Below are 23,299 nucleotides of genomic sequence, written 5' to 3' on the forward strand. Positions count from 1 at the left end.
TTGAATTCAGTTTAACACCGGAAGCGCGGTAACAGAAGTGAGTAATCACTCACTTTTAATCTTTTTTTCTTGGTCTCTCATTTTCACAGGAATAGATTCCGAAAAATCGTCAAAGCTGAGAGTAATGGCAACGCCGAACGGGCAAGCTTCCGCGAAATGGTCGAAAATCCAAGTTGCTAAATTGACGGGTTCATAATAAACTGAAAGAAATCGAATAATTGTCAGAACATTCAGATTAAAAGTGAGAAAAGCATCACATCTCGCGAATCCATGGGAGGGATTGCCGTGAACAAAAGTCATGAAGTGGAATACTGCAACTTGGATGTGCGCTTTGACCGCCGGCTAATCCGCAATTTCATCAAGGATCTGATCCAGGAAGGCTACTCCCTCTATTGGAACGAAAGCGACCGTGAATTTACCATCTCGATTCGTTCGGGGCGCAAGCTGGTGAAGCTGCAATTTCAACGGATCGGCGAGCGCTTCAAGATCGTCGGCAATTACATCCTGCGCGACGAGCGGCTCGCCGGCCTGATGGAGAAGCTGATTAACGACACGCGGGGGCATGCGGTAGTCAAACGCTTCAAGGACCGGCAGATCGTCATTGAGAATATTATGTTCGGCGAGGTCATCCGCATGGTCGAGATCAACGGGGTCGAACGCAAGGTGCTGTATGAGAAGGAGTCGGCCATCACCGGCGAAGAGGTATCCTCCGCCATCAAGTCTCGGCGGATCGAGGAGCGGATTCCCGTTTTGCAGCTGGAGATCGACTATGAGCTTGCCACGCTGGCGGAAGCGCTGGCCGACGGGGACGCGAAACGGATCGAAACCGGCAAGCGGCGCTTGGAGGAGCTCCGGCAGGAAATGGTCACCGTTGAATTGTAAAGGAACCAGGCGAAACCCGTACGGCCGCGAGCGAATCAGCGGCCCGGCGGGTTTTTTTGGGTTGCAGGCAGGCGGGATCGCCACAGCCCCGTCCAGTTGGTATCGCGGGCGGAGCTGTGATATCATGATGGGGAGATTACGGGGTACATAGGGAAAGGGAGAAGCATGGACAATCCGAAACGATATGTGATCGCGGCGGATATGGGAACAACCAGCGTCAAGACGCTTCTTGTGGACCGGCAGGGGACCGTTCTTCACGCCCATTCCGAATTCTATCCGATGCATACGCCGTCTCCGGAGATCGCCGAGCAGGACCCGGACCGGATGCTGGACGCCGTCCTCACCGGAATCGGGAAGTTAATGCAGGAAGCCACGGCCGAACCGGAGGAGATTCTCTGCGTCTCCTTCAGCGCCGCCATGCACAGCCTGATGGCGGTGGATGAAGAAGGCCGTCCGCTCACGCCGCTCCTGACTTGGGCGGACAACCGGGCGGCGGAGCACGCGGCGCAGCTTAAGCGATCCGAGCTCGGGCCGGAGCTGTTCGAGCGGACCGGCACGCCGATTCACCCGATGTCGCCGCTCGTCAAGCTGCTCTGGCTGAGAGAGCGGCAGCCGGAGATTTTCCAGCGCGCCGCCAAGTTCATCGGCATCAAGGAGTATGTCTTCTTCCGCCTGTTCGGCCGCTATGTCGTGGATCATTCCACGGCGAGCGCCACCGGCTTGCTTCATATGCATACTCTCTGTTGGGACAGCCTGGCCTTGTCAACGGCAGGGCTCGGCCCCGAGCGGTTGTCCGAGCCGGTGCCCGCCGACCACAAGGAGATCGGCCTGCCCGAATGGGCCGCTCTTCGGACGGGCCTGTACGCCGACACCCCGTTTGTGGCGGGGGCGGCCGACGGTCCGCTGGCGAACCTGGGTGCGGGCGCGGTCGTGCCCGGCTCCTGGGCCCTCACGGTGGGAACGAGCGGCGCCGTGCGCACGACGGTGACGGCCCCGCTCGCCGATCCCAAGGGCCGGCTCTTCTGCTACGCGCTGGCCGACGGCCTCTGGACGGTGGGCGGGGCCATCAACAACGGCGGCATCATGTTCCGCTGGACGCGGGATGTGCTCGCCACCTTGGAGGCCGAGGAAGGCCGCCGGAAGGGGATGGACCCTTACGATTACTTGACCGGGCTGGCGCACGACGTGCCGCCCGGCTGCGAGGGACTCGTCTTCCTGCCGTTTCTCCTCGGGGAACGGGCACCCTATTGGAATTCCAACGCCCGCGGCGTGTTCTTCGGCTTGTCGATGAATCACGGCAAGAAGCACATGATCCGTGCGGTCATGGAGGGCGTGGTGTACCGGCTGCATTCGGTGGCGGCCGTCCTGGAGGAGTTGACCGGAAGCGGCGGCGAAATCCGGGCTTCCGGCGGGTTCGCCCGCTCGCCCCTCTGGAGGCAGATGCTGGCGGACGTGCTGGAGAAGCCGGTGACCGTCCTGGACAGCGTGGAGAGCTCCGGGGTGGGGGCGGCTTATCTGGGCTTTTGGGCACTGGGCGAATTTCCCGATTTGGCCGGCATCCGCGAGTGGACCCGAACCGCCGGGGCCCATGAGCCCGACCCGAATAACCGGGAGGTCTACCGCGAGCTGACGGGCTTGTACGCAAGGCTATACCAGCGGCTTCTGCCGGAATTCGACGCCATCGCCGAATTTCAGGCGAAGCAGCGATCCATTTAAACCGGAAAGGATGAGGCAATATGGCAGACACCAAGCAACAGATCGGAGTCGTCGGGCTGGCCGTCATGGGCCGTAACCTGGCGCTGAATATCGAGAGCAGAGGCTTCACCGTATCCGTGTACAACCGCTCCAAGGACAAGACCGTGGAGCTGCTGGAGGACGCCAAGGGAAAGAATCTCGTCGGCACCTACAGCATAGAAGAGTTTGTGGACTCGCTGGAGCGGCCCCGCAAGATTCTCTTGATGGTCAAAGCCGGAACCGCGACGGACGCGACGATCGATCAGCTCGTCCCGCATCTGGAAGAAGGCGACATCCTGATCGACGGCGGCAACTCGTTCTTCCCCGACACGCAGCGGCGCAACCGCGAGCTGGAAGCGAGGGGCATCCGCTTTATCGGAACCGGCGTATCCGGCGGCGAGGAAGGCGCACTGAAAGGCCCGTCGATCATGCCCGGCGGACAAAAGGACGCCTATGAGCTGGTTGAACCGATCCTGACGGCCATCAGCGCCAAGGTGAACGGCGATCCCTGCTGCACCTACATCGGACCGGACGGAGCCGGCCACTACGTCAAAATGGTACACAACGGAATCGAATACGGCGACATGCAGCTCATCTCCGAAGCCTATCATCTGCTGCGCGACGTGCTGGACCTGAACGCGGAGGAACTGCACGAGATTTTCGCCGAATGGAACAAGGGCGAGCTCGACAGCTACCTGATCGAGATCACCGCGGATATCTTCTCGCGCAAGGACCCGGAGACGGGCAAGCCGATGGTCGACGTCATTCTCGACACCGCCGGCCAGAAGGGGACGGGCAAATGGACCAGCCAGAGCTCGCTCGACCTGGGCGTGCCGCTGTCGATCATCACCGAGTCGGTCTTCGCCCGCTTCATCTCGGCGATGAAGGCCGAGCGCGTGGCCGCGAGCAAGGTGCTGACCGGACCGGCGAAGGCCCCCTTCACGGGCGACCGGACGGCCTTCATCGAAGCGGTCCGCAAGGCGCTGTACGCGAGCAAAATCTGCTCGTACGCCCAGGGCTTCGCCCAGATGCGCGAGGCTTCCGAGGAATACGGCTGGGATCTGCGCTACGGCGATATCGCCATGATCTTCCGCGGCGGCTGCATCATCCGCGCCCGCTTCCTGCAGAACATCAAGGATGCCTATGACCGCGATCCCGGCCTCAAGAACCTGCTGCTCGATTCTTACTTTAACGGAGTCGTGCAGGAGTATCAGGATTCCTGGCGTCAGGTGGTGGCGACGGCGGTGACCCGCGGCGTTCCGGTTCCGGCGTTCTCCTCGGCGCTGTCGTACTTTGACAGCTACCGCACCGAACGGCTGCCGGCCAACCTGCTGCAAGCGCAGCGCGATTATTTCGGCGCCCATACCTTCGAGCGGGTGGACAAGGAAGGCATCTTCCACCACCACTGGCTGGAGGAAGAAGCGTAAAGCCGGTCAGCTCCGGCCCTCGTTCAACAGGCCGTGGCCCGCTTCGCGGAGCAGCGCCCGCCATTCGCTCTCGGAGACGGCGCTTCCCGCGCCCGGCACCAAGAGCAGCGATGCGAGCTCGGCGAGAGCCCGGTAGTTTTGCAATAAGCGCGGCTGAGGGAGTTCCAGGAAACCGGAATGCCCCTCAGCCGCTTTTTGCTGTAAGGCGGCGCAGGCCCAGATTAAGTCATCGCGGCAGAGCGGGTATGCGTCGTCCAGGAGTCGTTCGAGCGAGCGGGAGCGGCGGAGCGGGTTGACCATCGGCGAAACCTCCGTTTCGGTAGCACCGAAGGCTATTCGGCGCTTTAGTACAACCATACGGCCGCCGGACCGATTTCATGCGAGGAATCCTGCCGGTCGCACCGAAAAACCGTTGCCCGCTCCCCGGGCCGCTGTGGTATGATAATGCTTAAACGCGAGACGGCAGTGGGGTGAGGGGCAAATGACAGAAAGCGGCGGGGACAATATCGTGCTGGTGGGCTTTATGGGAACCGGCAAAACGACGGTGGGCCGGATGGTGGCGGACAAGCTGGGCTATGCCTTCGTCGATTCCGACCTGGAGGTGGAACGGGCCGCCGGCACAGCCGTGGCCGAGCTGTTTGCCGAGCGGGGCGAAGCGCATTTCCGCGAGTTGGAGTCGGCGGCGCTTGCCCGGATTCTGGCAGGCCGCCATCAGGTGGTGGCAACCGGCGGCGGGGCCGCCTTGTCGGCCGAGAATCGCCGGTTGATGCTCTCGCGGGGCCGCGTCGTGGAGTTGGCCGCAGCGGAAGAGACGATCGTGGAGCGGGTTCGGCATACCGGCCACCGCCCGCTGCTCGCCGGCAACGTGCGCGAGCGGGTTGCCGCCGTCCGGAAGGAACGGGAGGGGCTCTACGCCTTCGCCCATTATCGTTTGGAGACGGACGGGCTGAGCCCGCAAGAGGCGGCCGAGCGGATCGGCGATTGGTATTTGGCCGGCCGGGAACAATGAGGGGAGAGAAGAAGCGAGCATGAAGGCATGGGTGAAGCCGGCTGTCCGGCTGGAAGGCGAGATACAGGCCTTATCTTCGAAGAATTACACCACCCGCTATTTGCTGGTGGGAGCCTTGTCCGAAGGAACGAGCACCATCTGGTACCCGGCCCACAGCGAAGACAGCGACGCGATGCGCCGCTGCATCCGGGATCTTGGCGCACAGGTCGAAGAGGACGAAGAGAAGATGGTGATCCGCGGCTTCGGCCGCTCGCCGCGGAATGTGCGCGAGCTGAACGTGGGCAATGCCGGGGCGGTGCTCCGCTTCCTCATGGCGGTAGCGGCCTTCTGCCCCGAGGTGACGTTCGTCAACACGTATCCCGAATCGCTCGGGAAACGCCCGCATGACGACCTCCTCGCCTCCCTGCGGCAGATGGGCGTGGAAGTGGACGACAACGGCGGCAAGCTGCCGATCACGATCCGCGGCGGCCGTCCGCAAGGCGGGAGGATAACCGTCTCGGGAGCGGTCAGCTCCCAGTTCCTGAGCGCGCTTTTGTTCGCCGCTCCGCTTCTCGCCGAGGACAGCGAGATCGAGGTGCTGGACGAGCTGAAGTCCAAAATCGTCGTCGGCCAAACCTTGGAGGTGCTGGAGCAGGCGGGAATCCGGGTGGAAGCGTCGGAGGACCTCATGCATTACCGGATTCCGGGCGGCCAGCGGTACAAAGCGCAGGAATACGCCGTTCAGGGAGACTATCCGGGCTCCGCGGCCATTCTGGCGGCGGCTGCGGTCGTGCCCTCCGATGTCCGGGTACTTCGCTTGTCGGAGACGAGCCGCCAGGGAGAACGGGCGGTGGTGGACGTGCTGAAGGCGATGCAGGTGCCCCTCACGCACGAGAACGGCGCGGTGCATGTCCGCGGCACCGGCCGGTTGACCGCCGGGGAGTTCGACGGGGACGGCTTCACCGACGGCGTGCTGGCTATGGTGGCGGCGGCTGCCTTTGCCGAAGGAACCTCCCGGTTCTACAACGTGGAGAACCTTCGGTACAAGGAATGCGACCGGATCAGCGATTTCGTCCGCGAGCTGCGGAAAGCGGGAGTGGACGCCGAGGAGCGCCAAAGCGAAATTCTTATTCACGGCCGCCCGGAGGGCGTGGAAGGCGGAGTGGAGATCGACGCGCATTATGACCATCGGGTCATCATGGCGCTGACCATTGTGGGCCTGCGCTCAAGCCGGGGGTTGATCATTCGCGACGCCCAGCATGTGGCCAAATCCTACCCCGGGTATTTCCGCGATCTGCTCGCCCTCGGAGCCGACATTACTTTTTTGGAGGAATAAGCATGCCTTTCGAGAATCCGTCACGCGAAACCATCAAGCAGCTGCTGGAAGAAGCGGGAGCGATCGCCGTCGTCGGGCTGTCCGATAAGCCGGACCGCACCTCTTATATGGTAGCCTCCGCCATGCAAGCGAGGGGTTACCGCATCATCCCGGTCAATCCGGCGGCCGAACGCATACTCGGCGAGACCTGTTACCCAAGCTTGCTGGAAATACCGGAGCCGGTAAGCATCGTCAACGTGTTTCGCCGCAGCGATCAGGTCGTCCCCATCGCGGAACAGGCCGTACAGATTGGGGCCAAGGTATTTTGGCTGCAGCAGGGCATCGTCAATGAAGAAGCCGCACGGATCTGTGCCGAGCGGGGAATCACGGTCATTATGGACCGCTGCATTAAAGTCGAGGATGCGGTGACCCGACCGGAACGCCATGTCTGACCTTCCATCGAAATCCTAACGTAAATGCATCCCTTAAGGCTAACAATAGTACAGGCCGCCTGCAGATGGATTTCGGCTCGCAGGAGGACCCGAAACCTTAAGGGAGGTTGGGTTATGCAGAACAGCAACAGCCAAAATTTCCACAAGAGCAATTACCGCGGGAACCAGCCGGGTCATGACTCCTACCTGAGGTCTGATTCCAAAAATCCGTCTTCCTTCACCTCTTCCAAGTCGTTTGAACCGACCGGCGCTGTGCAATCCTTCTATAACAAACCGCAAAAGAATGCAGCATCTTACTCCAGCTCGGTTCAGTCCTTCCACACGGCGGGCTACAAGGGCGACCAACCGGGGCATGATGCTTACCTGCGTTCGGATTCGAAGAATCCGGCTCAATCGTCCTTCGGCGGTTCGATGGGCGGAGCCAGCTTCTCCAGCTCGACCAGCGCCAATTCCTATCATACGGCCGGTTACAAAGGCGACCAGCCGGGACACGACGCTTACCTGCGTTCGGACTCCAAGAATCCGGCTCAGTCGTCCTTCGGCGGTTCGATGGGCGGAGCCAGCTTCTCCAGTTCGACCGGCGCCAATTCCTATCATACGGCCGGTTACAAAGGCGACCAGCCGGGACATGACGCTTACCTGCGTTCGGACTCCAAGAATCCGGCTCAATCGTCCTTCGGCGGTTCGATGGGCGGAGCCAGCTTCTCGAGCTCGGTCAGCACGAACTCCTACCACACGGCCGGGTATAAGGGCGACCAGCCGGGTCATGACAGCTACCTACGGGAAGACGATCAATCGTCCTCCTCGGTCCAGTAAGCTCAGAGCCATCGCAAACTGTTGGACACCAAGCTCCGCCGTCTTCGGACGGCGGAGCTTTGCTGCCTTTCGGCCGAACCGCCATCCGCCGGGAGCCGCGCTTTACAAAAGCCGGGACAACCCTTACCATACAGGATGGGGAAAGGAGCAAAGCGGATGAATTGGATGGGAAACCTGCAGCAGCTGGGACGCTCGCTGATGCTGCCGATCATGGTGCTGCCGGTGGCGGCGATTCTGATACGGCTGGGCTATTTGCCCTGGGATGCCTGGAACCTGGGCCAGGTCGGAGACATCTTGTCCTTTGCCGGGCAGTCGGTCTTTACGTATCTCCCGTTCATCTTTGCCGCCGGAGTTGCCTTGGGCCTGGCGGAGAACTCTACGCTCGCGGGCATGACCTCGCTGACCAGCTATTATCTGTTCTCCGAGATCGCCCTGCGTTACCTGGGGCCGGATTTCCAGTTCGGCATCACGGGCGGGGTGCTCATTGCCATCTTGACCGCCGTCTCCTACCATAAGCTGAAGAACGTTCAGCTTCCGGAATATATTCAATTCTTCGGCGGGGTGCGTCTGGTCCCGCTGGTCATGGGCTTCGCCACCCTGCTGGTCTCGCTGGCCACGGTGAAGATCGGCCCGTACCTGCTGGACGGCTTCGACGCGCTGGCCCGGTGGCTGCTCGGGCTGGGCGGCTTCGGCGCTTTCCTGTACGGCGTCGCTCACCGGCTGCTCATTCCGTCCGGTCTTCATCACATTCTCAACAACGTCTTTTGGTTTCAGCTCGGTTCCTACGAGCGGCCCGACGGCACCTATGTATTCGGCGACCTGCCGCGGTTCTTCGCCGGCGACCCGTCGGCCGGGGGCTACATGGCCGGCCTCTATCCGATCATCATGTTCGCGCTGCCCGCCATCGCCTTCGCCATCATTCACGAGGCGCGCGAGGACCTGAAGCCGAAAATCCGCAAAACCTTTCTCATGGCGGCGCTGGCCTGCTTCCTGACCGGGGTGACCGAGCCGATCGAATTCGCCTTTCTCTTCGTGGCTCCGTACCTGTTCGGCCTGCATGCGCTGCTGTCCGGCCTGGCGATGTGGCTTACGTATGCGCTCGGCATCCGCCACGGCTTCTCCTACTCGGCGGGCTTCATCGACTACCTGATCAACTATCCTCTCTCCACGAGAGGCTTCTGGCTGATCCCGATCGGCCTCCTGTACGGATTCGTCTATTACCGGCTGTTCAGTTGGGCGATCCGCCGCTTCCGCATCCCGACGCCGGGCCGCGAGGAGGGCTCGCAGCTCGAGGAGTGGGCGGGAGACATCCCTTATCGGTCTCCGCTCATTCTTGAAGCGCTCGGCGGCAAGAACAACATCAAGACCATCGAGGCTTGCGTGACCCGCCTGCGCCTCACGCTGGACAACGACAAGCTGCTCGATATCGCTTCCCTGAAGAACCTCGGTGCGGCCGGAGTCATTCGTTTGGGTGGAGGCAATGTCCAAGTCGTTTTCGGCACATATTCGGATATGATCAAGGAGCAGATCGTGAAGCTCACCCGCAAGGAAGTGAAGCAGGTTGCCTTTCACGCGCCGATGTCGGGCCGGATGATTCCCCTCGACGAAGTGCCCGATCCGATCTTTGCCGGCGGGCTGGTCGGCAACGGCGTAGCGTTCATTCCCGACCGCGGCGAGCTCGTGTCTCCGGTGACCGGAAAGATCGTCCATGTTCATCCGACCAAGCATGCCATCGGCATCGAGACGAAGGAAGGGCTGCAGGTGCTGCTTCACATCGGGATCGACACTTCCCAGCTTCAGGATTGCTTCACGGTCTACGTGGAGCAGGGCGAAGAGGTGAAGCCGGGCCAATTGCTCGCCCATTTCCGCTACGACAAGGTGCGCAAGCTGAGCAAATCGCTGGCCACCCCGATGGTCATCACCAATACCGAGCTGGTCAAAACCTGGAGCTTTGCGCCGTTCAAAGCGGTCAAAAAGGGACAAGCCTCCGTGCTGTCCGTTCTGCTTAAGGAAGAAACCCCGGAGGGAGGAAGAGGAGCATGATTCATTCGGAAATCGGCGTATCGCCCGGCATCGCCATCGGACGCGCCTACGTGCTGCCTTCCTCCGAATGGGATATTCCCGAGCGGGATCTGGAAGAGGCCGACCTCACCGAAGAGATCGACAAGCTCTTGAGCGGCGTCCGCCAGAGCAAGACGGAGCTGGAATCGATCCGTTCGGACATCCGCGAGCTGATCGGCGAGGAGGAGGCGGGCATCTTCAATGCCCATCTGGCTATTCTGGAGGATCCGATCTTCCTGAACGAAGTTCGCGAGATTATGAGGCTGAGAGCCTCCCGTGCCGAGCACGCCGTACAGGAAGCGACGGACAAGTTCGCCAGCATGTTCGAGCTGCTCGACGACGATTACATGAAGGAGCGGGCGGACGACATCCGCGATGTCGGCAATCGCCTGCTCAAGCATCTGCTAGGCGGCGGAAGCGAGGAGAGTCCGCCGATGGAGGCGCCTTATATCCTCGTTGCCAAGGAGGTAACCCCCTCGCGCTTCGTCAACCTGGGACCGGGCAATCTGCTCGGGATTGCCACCGTCATGGGCGGGAAGACGTCGCACACGGCGATCATGGCCCGAGCGATGGGGATTCCCATGGTATCCGGTATCGACGGCAAGCTGCAGCGCACGATTCAGACGGGCGATCTGCTGATCGTCGACGGTGGTGAGGGACGGCTGCTGGTCAACCCGACCGGCAGCACGGTGGAAGAATACCAGCGGCGCAAGGAGCGGCAGCAGGAGGAGCGGAACTCGCTGCAGCGAATCGCTTCTTGCCCGCCGGTGACGCAGGACGGACGCCGCCTGGAGATCCTGGCCAACATCAGCTCGCTGAACGAGCTGGACCGCTCCATTCAGGAAGGCATTCCGGGCGTGGGGTTGTTCCGGACGGAATTCTTGTTCATGGACCGCTCGTCGGTTCCCGGCGAGGAGGAGCAATACCGGATTTACAAGGAAGCGGTAGAGAAGCATCGCGGCAATCCGCTGGTCTTCCGGGCGCTGGATATCGGCGGGGACAAGGCGATCAGCTACATCGCTTTGCCGGAGGAGGACAATCCCTCGCTGGGGCTCAGAGCCGTCCGCATTCTGCTCGCCCGCAAGGACTTGTTCCGTGTTCAATTGCGGGCGATTCTTCGGGCGGGGGCGTACGGCCCCATCCGGCTGCTGCTGCCGATGGTCGGCTCGCTCGACGAGCTGAGGGAGGCCAAGGAGGTTATCCGGCAGGTCAAGGAGGAGCTGCGGGCCGAAGGAGCGGTCTTCCTGGACAACATACCGGTGGGCATCATGATCGAGGTTCCGTCTGCCGCCGTTCTGGCCGACTTGCTCGCCCGGGAGGTCGACTTCTTCAGCATCGGCACGAACGACCTCGTGCAGTACGTGCTGGCCGTCGACCGGATGAACGAAGCGGTGGCGTCCCTGTACGAGCCGTTTCACCCCGCCGTGCTGCGCCTCATCCGGCATACGGCGCAAGCGGCCGCAGACGCCGGAATTCCCGTCGGGGTGTGCGGCGAGTTGGCGGGCGATCCGCTGGCGCTTCCGCTCTGGCTGGGGCTCGGCATCCGGGAGATCAGCATGTCGGTCCAATCCTGCCTTCCGGTCAAGAAAGCCCTGCTGGAAAGCCGCGCCGACCGCTGCCGCGAGGTGCTGGAGGAGGCCTTCCGCTGTCAACGGGCGGAAGAGGTCAAGGAGACATTGGCCAAAGCCTGGGAGGATACAAGCAGATAGGAGCAAACCGCAATGAGAAAACCCGCATCATCCGCCGCCGCTTGGCTCTCCCGCTGGGGTCCCGTCATTCTGGTCATGATCGCCATCTTCTATTTTTCTTCCCGGACCGGAGACGATCTGAACGGCTGGCTGCCATTGTTCCGCAAGCTGATTCCGGGAATGGCGGGATTTGATTGGGGCCATTTCGTCGCCTATTTCATCCTGGGACTGGCTTTTCTGTGGGCCCTCACAACCGGGGCATACACCGTAAAAGAAAAACTGCTCGCGGTCCTGCTCTGTGTGCTGTACGGGCTTACGGATGAGTTTCACCAACAGTTCGTTCCGGGCCGTTCCCCCGATTGGCACGATCTTCGCAACGACGGCATCGGCGCGCTGCTTGCCATGCTCGTTGTTAGCCTGCCGCGGGTCCACCGCCTGGCGGTTCATCTTAAATCTTCCAGCAGATCCCGTTTTCGGAGGGGAAGGAATTCGCAGGCTCCGGGTCGAAGAGAGTAGGGGCAAGGCGAGTAGGATGATCCGGGAGTGAGTACGGATATGGATAAAAGATGCATCTGCGGAGAACGGATGGAGCTTCGGTTGCGCACCGTCGTTTTTCAACGGAACGCCGAGATTGAGAACGTGCCGGTGCTGATCTGCGATTCCTGCACCCACAGCGAGGTATTTCCGCCGGTGAAGGCATGCCTGGTCAACCTCCTGGCCAGGCTTAAAGCCGAACCGGCGGACAGGATACTGGTGCGGTTCGATGAATGCAACGAAATCGCCCGCCTCATTCGGCTGCAGCAGAAGCAGAGGATCAGCATGGAGGGCGTTCGCCGATTGATCGAGGAGAGGGTCAACGAGCTTCTGGATACGCTGCTGCTCGCCGGTTCTCTCGGGGACGAAGTCTGGACCGCGGAAATTCAGGACAAGCTGACGGAGCTGACGGATAAAACCCTGCCGGTGGCCATCTCTTCGTAAGGTTGGGGCCGCAACCGTCAACGCACGGCCTTAAGCGCCGCTTGCGCAGGAAAGGACAAAAAAAGGACTTCGCAGCGGGATTTCGGACGGCGAAAGCCGAATCGTTGCGAAATCCCTTTTTTTGTCGTATCATTACGTTAATATGGGTCGAATAGAAACTTATTAAATAGAGGTTTGGAGCGAAGAAACGTGACCGTAACGATCTATGACGTAGCCCGCGAGGCGGGGGTATCGATGGCAACGGTTTCCCGGGTCGTCAACAACAACCCCAATGTGAAGCCGCAAACCCGAAAAAAAGTATTTGAAGCAATCGAACGGCTCGGCTACCGGCCCAACGCCGTTGCACGCGGATTGGCCAGCAAAAAAACGACAACGGTCGGAGTCGTCATTCCCGACATCTCGAATACGCTGTTTGCCGATGTGGCCCGCGGGATCGAAGATATCGCCAACATGTACCATTACAACATCATTCTCTGCAACGCCGACAAGAAGAAGGAGAAGGAAGTCCGCGTCATCAACACCCTGCTGGAAAAGCAGGTGGACGGGCTCCTCTTCATGGGCGGCACGGTGACGGAAGAGCACCGGGAGGCTTTCAATACGGCGAGCGTACCAATCGTGCTCTGTGCAACCTCCGACGACAAGGGCATTCTGCCGGAGGTGGACATCGACCACGAAGCCGCCGCTTTCGACGCCGTGAACGTGCTGATTGCGAACGGCCACCGCAAGATTGCCATGATCAGCGGCACGCTTCAGGACCCGGCTCTCGGGTTCGCGCGTTACCAGGGGTACAAGCGCGCTTTGGAACAGGCCGGCATCCCCGTAGAGGAGCGCTACGTCCGGGCCGGCAACTACCGGTATGAATCCGGCATCGAAGCGATGGGCTACTTCCTCGGAATGGAGGACCGGCCGACCGCCGTCTTCGCGGCGACGGACGAAATGGCCATCGGAGCCATTCACCGCATTCAGGACGAGGGCTTCAAGGTGCCCGAGGATTTCTCCGTGATTTCCGTCGACAATTCCCGGATCGCCTCGATGGTTCGCCCGACTCTCTCCACGGCAGCCCAACCGATGTATGACATCGGAGCGGTTTCCATGCGGCTCTTGACCAAACTGATGAACAAGGAGAACGTCGACCAGACGAAATTCGTGCTCCCGCATGAGATCATCAACCGCAAATCGGTGGCTCAGGTTAACTGAGCCGCTTTTTTTTCGAGGAGGATACCCGGTTGCAGACAGGGAAGCTTGGCCTAATTGGAGCCATGGATGAAGAAATTGCGTTTTTTCACGAGTACCTGAGCGAGGTGCGGACTTCCCGCCATGCCGGGATCGAGTACAGGGAGGGAATCCTGTTCGGCCGGGAGGCCGTCGTGTGCAAATGCGGAGTCGGTAAGGTCAATGCCGCCGTCTGTACGCAAGTCCTGATCGACCGATTCGCCGTCGAGGCGATCGTGTTCACCGGCGTGGCCGGCGCTCTCGATCCGAAGCTGGCGATCGGAGATGTCGTCGTGTCCTCCGAGTGTATGCAGCACGACATGGACGTATCGGCGCTCGGCTATGCGCGGGGAGTGATTCCTTATCAGGAGCTGTCGGTGTTTCCCTCCGACCCGACTCTGCGGGACTTGGCCCTTCGCGCGGGGGAAGCGCTCTTTCCCGGTCGGATGAGCTGCGGCCGGGTGCTGTCCGGCGATCAGTTCATCGCGAGCCGCGGGAAGGTGGAGGAGCTGCACCGGGAGCTTGGCGGCAGCTGCGCGGAAATGGAAGGAGCGGCGGTGGCGCAGGTTTGCGCGGCCAATCGCATTCCGTATGTCGTCATCCGCTCGATGTCGGACAAGGCCGATGGCTCGGCTCCGGAGAACTTCTCCGACTTTGTCGGCCGCGCCGCGGAGAATTCCTTCCGGCTGGTACGCGGGCTGCTGAACGCTTGGACGGCTGAACCCAAAGAAGTTTGACGCCTGAACCGATAAACCGCCGCATCCATCCCGCAGGGGACCGGATGCGGCGGTTTTTGACGTTGCGGCTAGTTAGCCGGAAAGCGGGCCTCCCTCGGTCCCGGTGCCCGGCACGGACGCCTCCGGAAGGTAAAGGAGGGCCAGCTCCTTCATCACGCGGTTGCGGGCTTCGATCTCTTTGCGCCGCGGCATGGCGGCGAAGCCGGCTTGGTCGTCCAGCCAAGCGGACGGCAGAGGGGTTGGCGTCGCCTTCTGCCAACGGGAACGCCAAGCTTCGGGAAGCGGCAGAGCCGGGGCGGCGTCGATGTCGGCGAGCAGCGGGGAACCGCTCATTTCCAGCCAGACCAGCCCCCAGGCGCGCGGCACGACGCGCCAGATGTCGTACCCGCCGCCGCCCAGGGCCACCCAACGGCCTTGGCAGCAGCTGTGGGCGGTTCGGTGCAGCAGGCGGGGGATCGACCGGTACAGGCCCATCGTGCACTGCAGATGCGCCAAGGGGTCGAACGCATGGGCGTCGCAGCCGTGCTGCGAGACGATGAGGTCGGGCCGGAAGGCGGCGGCGACCCGTTCCAGCCCTTCGGCGAAGCATTCCAGCCACGAGGCATCTTCGGTATACGGCTCCAGCGGCAGGTTGACCGTCCAGCCGAAGCCTTCGCCTTCGCCCCGCTCCGCCACTTCGCCGGTGCCGGGGAAGAGGTATTTGCCCGTCTCGTGGATGGAGAAGACGCACACATCGGGGTCGGAGTAAAACGCCCACTGAACGCCGTCGCCGTGATGCACATCCGTATCCACATAGAGGACGCGCGCGCCGTACCGGCGGCGGAGCCAGGCGATGGCGACGGCGGCGTCGTTGTAGATGCAGAAGCCTGCCGCCTGGGCGGCCAAGGCGTGATGGAGCCCGCCGCCGGGATGAAACGCATGCTCCGCCCGGCCGTCCATCACCCGCTCGCAGGCGAGGATGGAGCCGCCCGCGGCCAGCGCCGCCGCTTCGTGCATACCGGCAAACCGCGGCGTCTCGTCGGCGGAGAAGCCGTAGGCCTCCGCCAAGGCAGGGTCGTCTCTGCGGCTGAGCGTCTGTACGGCGGCCACATAGGCCTTGGCATGGGCGAGCTCCAGCTCCTCCAGGCTCGCGGCCTGCGGCGCAATCAAGTCCTCCGCACGGAGGGCGCCGGCCGCCTCCAGCAGCGAGACGGTGAGCTCCAACCGCCGCTGATTGAACGGATGGCCGGCCGGAAACCGGTAAGCCAGCTGCGAAGGATGATAGATCAGTTCGCTTTTTCCCATAGCGGGCCTCCTTCTATGCGGGCAGATCAAGCTTCAGTACATAAACCGGCGGCGAAACCGGATGCGGTCAAACTGCTCGGCGGATTCGGCCGGGACGCCCGACCCGATGCGAACCATCAGGCAGTTGGCCGGGTGCGAGCAAATCTCGGGATCGTCGGTGGCGTACGCGACCATTCCGACCCGCTTCATGAGTTTCTCCATCATCGCCCGGTAGTCCCAGACGCTGAGCCCGGTTTGGCGCAGGTCCCAATGCCAGTAATATTCGGTCGTGAAGACGATGGTCTCCTCCAGCTCTCCTCCGGCAAAAGCCAACTCCAGCAGAGCTCCGGCCAGCCCGCAGCCGCGGTAGTCGTTTGCGACCTCAATGGCGCCCAGCTCGATCAGATCGGCCATGCCGGCTTCCGACCAGCGCTCCAGCTCGTCGGGGTAGTGAAAGGTCACGTAGCCGACCAGAACGGCTTCGTCCCGGGCAAGAAGAATCCGGCCTTCGGGAAGCCCGGCGATCTCCGCCAGCGCTGCCAGCTGTTCCTCCGGCCTGCGGAACGCATCGAGCTGAGGGTGCATGGTCAAGGATCGCAACACGGCGGGTTCGACCGGACCCTCGACGAGGAGGGAACGACCCTCGCGTTCCAGTTGAAGCGAACGATAGGCTTTCGTGAAGTCCATAGGCTTTACCGGGGTGTTCGGGAGGACGGATTCAAAAAAAGTGAGAGAATCGCCGCGAACCCACTGTTCCTTTCTTTTCCATGTGCTATAATATGTTACGAAATCGTGAACAAAAAGGCAAGAACAAAATGAAAGCGCTATTTTGAGGAGGGAGAGGCATGGGCAAGGCTGACGCAGGGGAGATGAAGGTGCTGCCGCCAAGCGGGGACGGCGGCAATCTGGGCGATTACGGGGAAGCCTGCGAAACGTTCGACTGGGCGCGCGAAGAAGAACGCTTTTCCTGGCATGCCAGCGGCCGGGTGAACGCTGCCTATGAAGCCATTGACCGCCATGCGCTGGAGGGCAGGGACGGGAAGCGGGCCCTGATCTATGTGGACGGCGGACGCGAGGAATCGTACACCTTCGAAGAGCTGCGACGGTTGTCCAACCGGTTCGGCAACGTGCTGCGGTCGTTGGGCCTCAGCAAAGGCGAACGGATCTTCGTGTTCATGCCGAGATCTCCGGAGCTGTATGTGGCGTTGCTCGGCATCATCAAGATCGGCGCGGTCGCCGGGCCTTTGTTCGAAGCCTTCATGGAGCAGGCGGTGGAAGACCGGCTCCGGGACAGCGGCGCTTCCGCGATCGTCACCACCCCGGCTCTGCTGCCGCGCATTCCCCGAGACCGTCTGCCGGAGCTGCGGCAGGTGATCGTCGTGGGCGGCGATGCCGAGCCGGGAGAGGGACTGATCTCTTACGAGCGGGAGATGGAATACGCCTCCCCGGAGCTTGATATCGAATGGGTCGACCGCGAAGACGGTCTCCTCCTCCATTATACGTCAGGCTCGACGGGAAAGCCGAAGGGAATTTATCACGTTCACAACGCGATGATTCAGCACGCCTATACCGGGCGAGCGGTGCTTGACTTGCGGGAGGACGACATCTATTGGTGTACCGCGGACCCAGGTTGGGTAACGGGCACGAGCTACGGCGTCTTCGCCCCGTGGCTGAACGGGGCAACCAACGTCATTCGGGGCGGCCGTTTCAGTCCCGCCGACTGGTACGCGACCCTGGAGAAGCTGGGCGTGACCGTATGGTACAGCGCGCCCACCGCCTTCCGCATGCTGATGGGGGCGGGGGAAGCGGCCGCAAGGGCGGCCGATCTTTCCTCCTTGCGCCACATCCTGAGCGTGGGGGAGCCGCTTAACCCCGAGGTGGTGCGCTGGGGCTTGAAGGTCTACGGCCTGCGCATTCATGACACTTGGTGGATGACGGAGACGGGGGCTCAGATGATCTGCAATTATCCTTCGCTTGCAATTAAGCCGGGCTCGATGGGTAAGCCGCTTCCCGGCATCGAAGCGGCGATTCTCGATGATTCCGGGCGCCCCGTTCCGCCCAATTGGATGGGGAATTTGGCTATTCGTACTCCATGGCCTTCGATGATGCGCCAGGTCTGGAACAACCCGGCCAAGTACGGGGAGTATTTCCGTTTTCCCGGCTGGTACCTGTCGGGGGATTCGGCGTATCGGGACGAAGAGGGGTATTTCTGGTTCCAGGGACGAATCGATGATGTCATCAACACCGCCGGAGAGCGGGTCGGACCGTTCGAGGTGGAGAGCCGCCTGGTGGAGCATCCCGCCGTGGCGGAGGCGGGGGTCATCGGCAAGCCGGACCCGGTGCGCGGCGAGATCATCAAGGCGTTCGTGGCGCTTCGGAACGGCTATGCGCCGAGCGACGAGCTAAAGCGGGAGATCGCCCGGTTCGTCAAGGAAGGGCTGTCGGCCCACGCCGCCCCGCGGGAGATCGAATTCCGCGACAAGCTGCCGAAGACGCGAAGCGGCAAGATCATGCGCCGGGTGCTGAAGGCCTGGGAGCTGAACCTGCCCGCCGGCGATCTGTCCACGATCGAGGACTAGTTGGAATAGCAACTAGTTGAGAATAGCAAAAGCCGCCGGACTCGTCGGGAAGACGAAATCCGGCGGCTTTTTGCCGCTGTGGAAGCATTCAAGGGTTGACGGTGACAATGGCGGACGGCTCGGATTCGCCGTTCCCGTTGATGGCTGTCACATAGAAGCTGCCGCCGCCGAGACCGGTAATATAGAGGATCTCGGTCTGGCGGGTGTTGGCTTTCCATTCGAACGGCCCTTCCGGCGATGTCGCATAGTACAGCCGGTATTCGGTAACGTTCTGGTCGCCGGGATTCGCGCTCCAGGTGAGATGGACGCCGGCTGATTCCGTTGTCGCCGTGACGCCGCTCGGGGCGGAGGGCGTGAGCGACGGCGTCGGCGTGGCCGAGCCGTTCGGGTCCTTGCCCGGCCCTTCGGTGCCCGGCGTGGGCGATGTTCCGTCGCCCGGATCGGGCGTCGTGCCTCCGCCCGGCAGGGCGATCGCGCTCGGCGCCGATTCGTGTCCTGCCACGTCCACCGCCGTGATGTAGTAGGCGGACAAGACGCCCGGGGCGGTTACCGTGAAGACGGAGGGAGCGCCCGCCAGTACGACGTTGCCGCCCACTTGCTGGAAGCTGGTGAAATCGGCGGCGCGGTAAATCCGGTAGCCGACGACGTCGGAGCTTGCGCTTGGCTGGAAGGAGATCTTGGCGGAAGCGATTCCGCCGGTCATCTTCAAACCGGTCGGCGGTGCGGGAGCCTGCCCGTCGTCCTTGCGCGGATCGGGCTCCTGCGGCGCATCCATATCGGCATCGAGCGGAATGTACCGTCCGATCGGCTTGCGGTCCTTGGCGGACGCCTTCGCCATCAGCTCGGTAATCTGCTTGATGAGCGAGCCGATCGATTCCTTGCGCTTGACGCCGAGCTTTTCGGTGACGAATTCTTCGGGCGTGGCGTCGTTCGCGATGTAATTCACGCCGTTGTACACAATGGTCTTAATCGGCACCAGCACATCGTCTTCCTCGGTCGGCAGGTATTTCACGTTGAACAGATCGGTGGTGAGCTTGCCCGCCTTGACGACCTCTTCGTTCGGAATCTTGCCGGACAACGTGGAGACCGTCATCTTCGTCAGCCCCTTGGGCTGCTCGAAGGTCTTGTTCGGGACGAGCGAGGGCTTCAGGTCGATCACTTTGTCCATGACCAAGGCCCAGATCAGCTTCGCCCGTTCTGTGCCGCCCGTCGCCTTGCTGAGCTTGTACTTCTGATCGTCGTAGCCGGCCCATACGCCCAGGGTCAGATCCGGCGTGTAGCCCATGTACCAGGCGTCTCCGTCGTCCTGTGTCGAGCCAGTTTTGCCGGAGGTGGCGATCTCGCCGTAATGCTTGAACTTGGTCTTGATCGACTTGGCCGTTCCGTCGGTGATGACCGTCCGGAGCATATCCGTCATCAGGTAGGCGGTCTGCTCGGAAAAGACCCGTTTGGGCTCGGGCGTCTGCTCGAAAATGGTCTTACCGTTCGCGTCCACGATCTTGCGGATCATGTAGGCATCGACAAATTCGCCGCCGTTCGGAATGGAGGCGTAAGCGTTGGTCAATTCCTCGACCGTTACGCCGTGCGCCAGGCCGCCGATAACGCCGGTCTGGGCTGTGTAATCGGAATCGGTCAGGGTGGTGATGCCGAGCTCCTTGGCGAAGCTCCAGGCGTTCTGGATGCCGACGTCGTTCAGGAACAATTTGATCGCCGGGATGTTGTACGACTGGTTCAGGGCGACGCGGGCGGTGACGAGGCCGTGATACTTGTGATCCCAGTTCTCGGGGATGTGGAAGCCCTTCTGGTAATCCTTCAGGATCACCGGAATGTCATCGATGACGCTCGCCGGCTGAATGGCACCCTTCTCCAGAGCGGGCAGGTAGGCCGCGATCGGTTTCATGGTCGAACCCGGCTGGCGCTCCGCCTGAATCGCGTGGTTGTACTGCTCGCGGTTGTAGCCGCGCCCCTCGATCATCCCGAGGATAGCACCCGACTTGTTGTCAAGCAGGACGGCGCCGACTTGTTCGTAGCCTTTTTCCTTGTCGTAGGGAGAAAAATTATCGTCGTTCTTGCCGATGGCTTGCATGGAGTCGTAGATTTTCTTGTCAATGGTCGTGTACACCTTGTAGCCGCCCCGTTGGAGGTTGATTTCTTCTTCCTTCAAGGCCTCGTTGTACAGCTCGGCATTTTTCGTTTTGTCGATCTCCGGGTGGTGGAGCGACACGAGAATGTCAACCGCTTTTTTCTCGGCTTCGATCATCAGGAAGGGATACGTGTTGTAGGCCTTCTCCTTGGTCGGGGCCAGCGATTTGCGAATATCGAAAGCGAGCGCTTCCTTATATTCGTTCTCGGTGATGAACGAATTCTGGAGCATCATCTCCAGCACCAGGTGCTGCCGCTTGATCGCTTCCTTGATGTTGGATTCGTTCGGTTTGCCTTTGCTGTTGTAGTTGGAAAAGTTCGTGGGCTGCTGAGGGATGCCCGCCAGATAGGCATATTGGGCGGTGTTGAGCTTGTGGAGGTCGTCCACGTTGAAGATGCCCTTCGCGGCGGTCTTGATCCCGTAGAGGTTGTACCCGCTCGATCCGTTGCCGTACGGCACCTTGTTCAGATAAGCGGTGAGGATCTCGTCCTTGGACAAGTGGCGCTCCAGGCGCAGGGCGAGCACCATTTCCTTGATCTTGCGGGTGATGTCCCGGTCCAGGTTCAGGAATACCCGCCGGGCGAGCTGCTGGGTAATCGTGCTTCCTCCGGTCTGTACCGTTTCGTGAAGCACCTGCTGCTTGACGGCCCGCAGAGAGCCGCTGAAGTCGATCCCGTGATGCGTCATAAAGTCCTTGTCTTCGATGGCGATGACCGCTTCCTGCATCTTCAGCGGAATGTCGCTGAAGCTGGCAATCTGCCGGTCTTCCTCGGTACGGAGCTGTCCGACGACGGCATCGTCGTTAAAGTACACATAACCGGTGATCGCGTCTTCGCCCATCTTCTGGACGATCTCCGCATGGCTGCGGACAGGCTCGTCTTTCAGCACGGAAGAGACATAGCCGTATACGGCCCCCGCGCCCAAAAAACCGGCGAGCAGCAATACGACAAATGTCCATTTGAAGGTAACCCAGATGACTTTCCCGGTTAACCGAAGACCCCGCTTGAACCGGGACGCGCCGGTTTCTTTGTTCTTGCTCATGCATAACCTCCTTGACTCCACCGTACATTATAACACAGTTGCCGCAGGTGAACAGGTGGATTGACTTGTCGCGGCTTGTATGGTATAACTAACGGAAATTCGCATATCGAAAAAGCGTTGATGGATTCGGGCTGTGCCCGACGAGGCTGTTCGAGAACGCTGCAGAGAGCCGGCGGCAGGTGCGAGCCGGCGCGAGCGGACAAGCCGAAGTACGATCCGGAGCGGACGATGGGAACGAACGGGAGCCGCATGTCATGTCTCGCAGTGGGCATTTCCGTTCCAGTAGCATCCGTCCGGGGCAATCCCGTTATTCCTTGATCGAGTGAAAGCGTCTTTTTTTGCGCTTTAATGAGGGTGGTACCGCGAGCAGAGTCTTCTCGTCCCTTTGGGGATGGAGGGCTTTTTTTGTTGGCTTCGGAGCAGGTTCGTTTCCTGAATGGGAAGAAACGCTCTAACCAACAAGACGCGGATGGCCGAAAAAAGGTTGCGGGCGGCGCTCGAACGGCAAGTGCGAAGAAGGCAAATGCAAAGAATGCAAATGCGAAGAACATTACCATGCGAATGGCGAAAGGGGTACGGCTATGAATATCCTGGAGGACTTGGAATACCGGGGGTTGATCTACCAGACGGCCAACCGGGAGGAATTGGAGAAGAAGCTGGCGGAAGGGCCGGTTACGCTGTACATCGGCTTCGATCCGACGGCGGACAGCCTGCACATCGGCCACCTGCTGCCGATTCTGACCCTGCGCCGCTTCCAGCAGGCGGGGCATCTGCCGATCGCGCTGGTCGGCGGCGGAACCGGCATGATCGGCGATCCAAGCGGCCGTTCAACCGAACGGGTGCTCAATTCGGCCGATGTCGTCAAGGGCTTCAGCGAGACGATTCGGGGACAGCTCTCCCGCTACCTGGACTTCTCCGAGGCGCGGCAGAACCCGGCCCGGCTCGTAAATAACTACGATTGGCTCGGCTCGATCTCCTTGATCGATTTCCTGCGGGATGTGGGCAAGAACTTTACGGTCAACTACATGCTGGCCAAGGATTCGGTTGATTCGCGCATGGCCGCCGGCATTTCCTTTACCGAATTCAGCTACATGATCCTGCAGGCGTATGACTTCTACCAGTTGAACGAGCGGATGGACTGCTCGTTGCAGCTCGGCGGCAGCGACCAATGGGGCAACATCACCGCAGGTCTCGATCTGATCGGCAAGCAATCCGGTAAGCAGGCCTTCGGCATCACCATGCCGCTCATCACGAAGAGCGACGGCACCAAGTTCGGCAAGTCGGCCGGCAACGCGGTCTGGCTCGATCCGGAGAAGACGTCGCCGTACCAGTTCTACCAGTTCTGGGTCAACACGGATGACCTCGATGTCATCAAGTTCCTGAAATACTTTACGTTCCTGCCGGCGGAGGAGATCAGCCGCCTGGAAGGGGCGGTGGCGAGCGAGCCCGAGAAGCGGGAAGCGCAGAAGGTTCTGGCCGCAGAGATGACCCGGCTTGTACACGGGGAAGAGGCGCTGACGAGCGCCCTGCGGATCACCCAGGCGTTGTTCAGCGGCAACGTCCGCGAGCTGAGCCGGGAAGAAGTGGAGGAGGCGTTCAAGGACGTGCCGTCCACGGAGGTCGCGAACGCCGAACTGTCGCTCGTCGATCTGCTCGTCGAGACCAAGGCGGCTCCTTCCAAACGGCAGGCCCGCCAGGATATCGAGAGCGGGGCTGTCTCGGTCAACGGCGAGAAGGTGACGCAGGTGGACGCGACCGCCGCTGGACTCGGCCGTATCGGCGGCGACTACCTGATCCTGCGCCGAGGCAAGAAAAACTACTTCCTCGTGCGGTTCGCCGACTAGTCAAGCACACTATCATAAAGAGGCCGCCGTCCGGACTTGATCAAACCGGACGGCGGCCTCTTTCGCTTTTGCAGACGAAGCGCGGATTCGCCTCGGCAGACATGAAAAAACCGGTCCAAAGGGCTTGGACCGGTCGAAC

Annotated in this window: 19 protein-coding genes and 1 other annotated feature; of the genes, 15 read left to right on the plus strand and 4 right to left on the minus strand. The window is 61.2% G+C overall.

What is annotated here, in order from left to right:
- Window positions 1-285: 285 nt before the first annotated feature.
- The 3 genes from ACSEXS_RS12105 to gnd all read left to right on the plus strand — a co-directional run bounded on the left by ACSEXS_RS12105 (window position 286) and on the right by gnd (window position 4,043).
- A complete protein-coding gene (locus ACSEXS_RS12105; protein ID WP_438433480.1) occupies window positions 286-882 on the plus strand; it encodes a YkzI domain-containing protein in 597 nt (198 codons plus the stop codon).
- A gap of 165 nt (window positions 883-1,047) precedes the next feature.
- A complete protein-coding gene (locus ACSEXS_RS12110) occupies window positions 1,048-2,598 on the plus strand; it encodes a gluconokinase (RefSeq protein ID WP_438433481.1) in 1,551 nt (516 codons plus the stop codon).
- Window positions 2,599-2,618: 20 nt separating this feature from the next.
- Entirely contained in the window at window positions 2,619-4,043 is a 1,425-nt protein-coding gene (gene gnd, locus ACSEXS_RS12115) for an NADP-dependent phosphogluconate dehydrogenase (protein WP_438433482.1), read from the plus strand.
- A gap of 6 nt (window positions 4,044-4,049) precedes the next feature.
- Here gnd and ACSEXS_RS12120 read toward each other — a convergent pair whose 3' ends face one another.
- On the minus strand, window positions 4,050-4,343 hold the full coding sequence (locus tag ACSEXS_RS12120; protein ID WP_438433483.1) for a hypothetical protein: 294 nt from the start codon (window positions 4,341-4,343) through the stop codon (window positions 4,050-4,052).
- 181 nt (window positions 4,344-4,524) lie between these two features.
- Here ACSEXS_RS12120 and ACSEXS_RS12125 point away from each other — a divergent pair, with 181 nt between their 5' ends.
- The 10 genes from ACSEXS_RS12125 (at window position 4,525) to ACSEXS_RS12170 (ending at window position 14,290) form a co-directional block, all read left to right on the plus strand.
- Window positions 4,525-5,052: a shikimate kinase gene (locus ACSEXS_RS12125; protein ID WP_438433484.1), complete on the plus strand. Its 528-nt coding sequence runs from the start codon at window positions 4,525-4,527 to the stop codon at window positions 5,050-5,052.
- 19 nt (window positions 5,053-5,071) lie between these two features.
- Window positions 5,072-6,367: a 3-phosphoshikimate 1-carboxyvinyltransferase gene (gene aroA / locus ACSEXS_RS12130; RefSeq protein WP_438433485.1), complete on the plus strand. Its 1,296-nt coding sequence runs from the start codon at window positions 5,072-5,074 to the stop codon at window positions 6,365-6,367.
- A gap of 2 nt (window positions 6,368-6,369) precedes the next feature.
- Window positions 6,370-6,798, plus strand: a complete 429-nt coding sequence (locus tag ACSEXS_RS12135; protein ID WP_438433486.1) for a CoA-binding protein — start codon at window positions 6,370-6,372, stop codon at window positions 6,796-6,798.
- 114 nt (window positions 6,799-6,912) lie between these two features.
- The gene (locus ACSEXS_RS12140) at window positions 6,913-7,614 is read left to right on the plus strand and encodes a hypothetical protein (RefSeq protein ID WP_438433487.1); all 702 of its coding nucleotides are present in this window, start codon (window positions 6,913-6,915) and stop codon (window positions 7,612-7,614) included.
- 156 nt (window positions 7,615-7,770) lie between these two features.
- Window positions 7,771-9,657, plus strand: coding sequence for a glucose PTS transporter subunit IIA (locus ACSEXS_RS12145; protein WP_438433488.1), 1,887 nt, complete (start codon window positions 7,771-7,773; stop codon window positions 9,655-9,657).
- Window positions 9,654-11,384, plus strand: a complete 1,731-nt coding sequence (gene ptsP / locus ACSEXS_RS12150) for a phosphoenolpyruvate--protein phosphotransferase (RefSeq protein ID WP_438433489.1) — start codon at window positions 9,654-9,656, stop codon at window positions 11,382-11,384. Before ACSEXS_RS12145 ends, ptsP begins: the two co-directional genes overlap by 4 nt.
- A 12-nt stretch (window positions 11,385-11,396) precedes the next feature.
- Window positions 11,397-11,879, plus strand: a complete 483-nt coding sequence (locus ACSEXS_RS12155; protein WP_438433490.1) for a VanZ family protein — start codon at window positions 11,397-11,399, stop codon at window positions 11,877-11,879.
- Between the two features lie 39 nt (window positions 11,880-11,918).
- The gene (locus ACSEXS_RS12160) at window positions 11,919-12,341 is read left to right on the plus strand and encodes a hypothetical protein (RefSeq protein WP_438433491.1); all 423 of its coding nucleotides are present in this window, start codon (window positions 11,919-11,921) and stop codon (window positions 12,339-12,341) included.
- Window positions 12,342-12,530: 189 nt separating this feature from the next.
- Entirely contained in the window at window positions 12,531-13,538 is a 1,008-nt protein-coding gene (gene ccpA / locus ACSEXS_RS12165) for a catabolite control protein A (protein WP_438433492.1), read from the plus strand.
- A gap of 29 nt (window positions 13,539-13,567) precedes the next feature.
- Window positions 13,568-14,290 carry a 5'-methylthioadenosine/adenosylhomocysteine nucleosidase gene (locus ACSEXS_RS12170; RefSeq protein WP_438433493.1) on the plus strand — a complete coding sequence of 241 codons (723 nt, stop codon included), beginning with the start codon at window positions 13,568-13,570 and terminating at the stop codon, window positions 14,288-14,290.
- A gap of 72 nt (window positions 14,291-14,362) precedes the next feature.
- On the opposite strand, the gene ACSEXS_RS12175 is transcribed toward ACSEXS_RS12170, so the two are convergent.
- Window positions 14,363-15,574, minus strand: a complete 1,212-nt coding sequence (locus ACSEXS_RS12175) for an acetoin utilization protein AcuC (RefSeq protein WP_438433494.1) — start codon at window positions 15,572-15,574, stop codon at window positions 14,363-14,365.
- A 33-nt stretch (window positions 15,575-15,607) separates the two neighbouring features.
- Window positions 15,608-16,240, minus strand: a complete 633-nt coding sequence (locus ACSEXS_RS12180) for a GNAT family N-acetyltransferase (RefSeq protein WP_438433495.1) — start codon at window positions 16,238-16,240, stop codon at window positions 15,608-15,610.
- Window positions 16,241-16,398: 158 nt separating this feature from the next.
- Between ACSEXS_RS12180 and acsA the strand changes: the two genes are divergently transcribed.
- The gene (acsA, locus tag ACSEXS_RS12185; protein ID WP_438433496.1) at window positions 16,399-18,132 is read left to right on the plus strand and encodes an acetate--CoA ligase; all 1,734 of its coding nucleotides are present in this window, start codon (window positions 16,399-16,401) and stop codon (window positions 18,130-18,132) included.
- An 88-nt stretch (window positions 18,133-18,220) separates the two neighbouring features.
- Here the strand turns inward: acsA and ACSEXS_RS12190 are convergent, their stop codons facing one another.
- Window positions 18,221-21,316, minus strand: a complete 3,096-nt coding sequence (locus ACSEXS_RS12190; protein WP_438433497.1) for a transglycosylase domain-containing protein — start codon at window positions 21,314-21,316, stop codon at window positions 18,221-18,223.
- Between the two features lie 108 nt (window positions 21,317-21,424).
- Window positions 21,425-21,704: a binding site (T-box leader), on the plus strand.
- Between the two features lie 193 nt (window positions 21,705-21,897).
- Here ACSEXS_RS12190 and tyrS point away from each other — a divergent pair.
- The gene (gene tyrS, locus ACSEXS_RS12195) at window positions 21,898-23,160 is read left to right on the plus strand and encodes a tyrosine--tRNA ligase (RefSeq protein ID WP_438433498.1); all 1,263 of its coding nucleotides are present in this window, start codon (window positions 21,898-21,900) and stop codon (window positions 23,158-23,160) included.
- Window positions 23,161-23,299: the final 139 nt, after the last annotated feature.

It is taken from the genome of Gorillibacterium terrae, from assembly GCF_051594785.1.
Lineage (GTDB): Bacteria > Bacillota > Bacilli > Paenibacillales > NBRC-103111 > Gorillibacterium.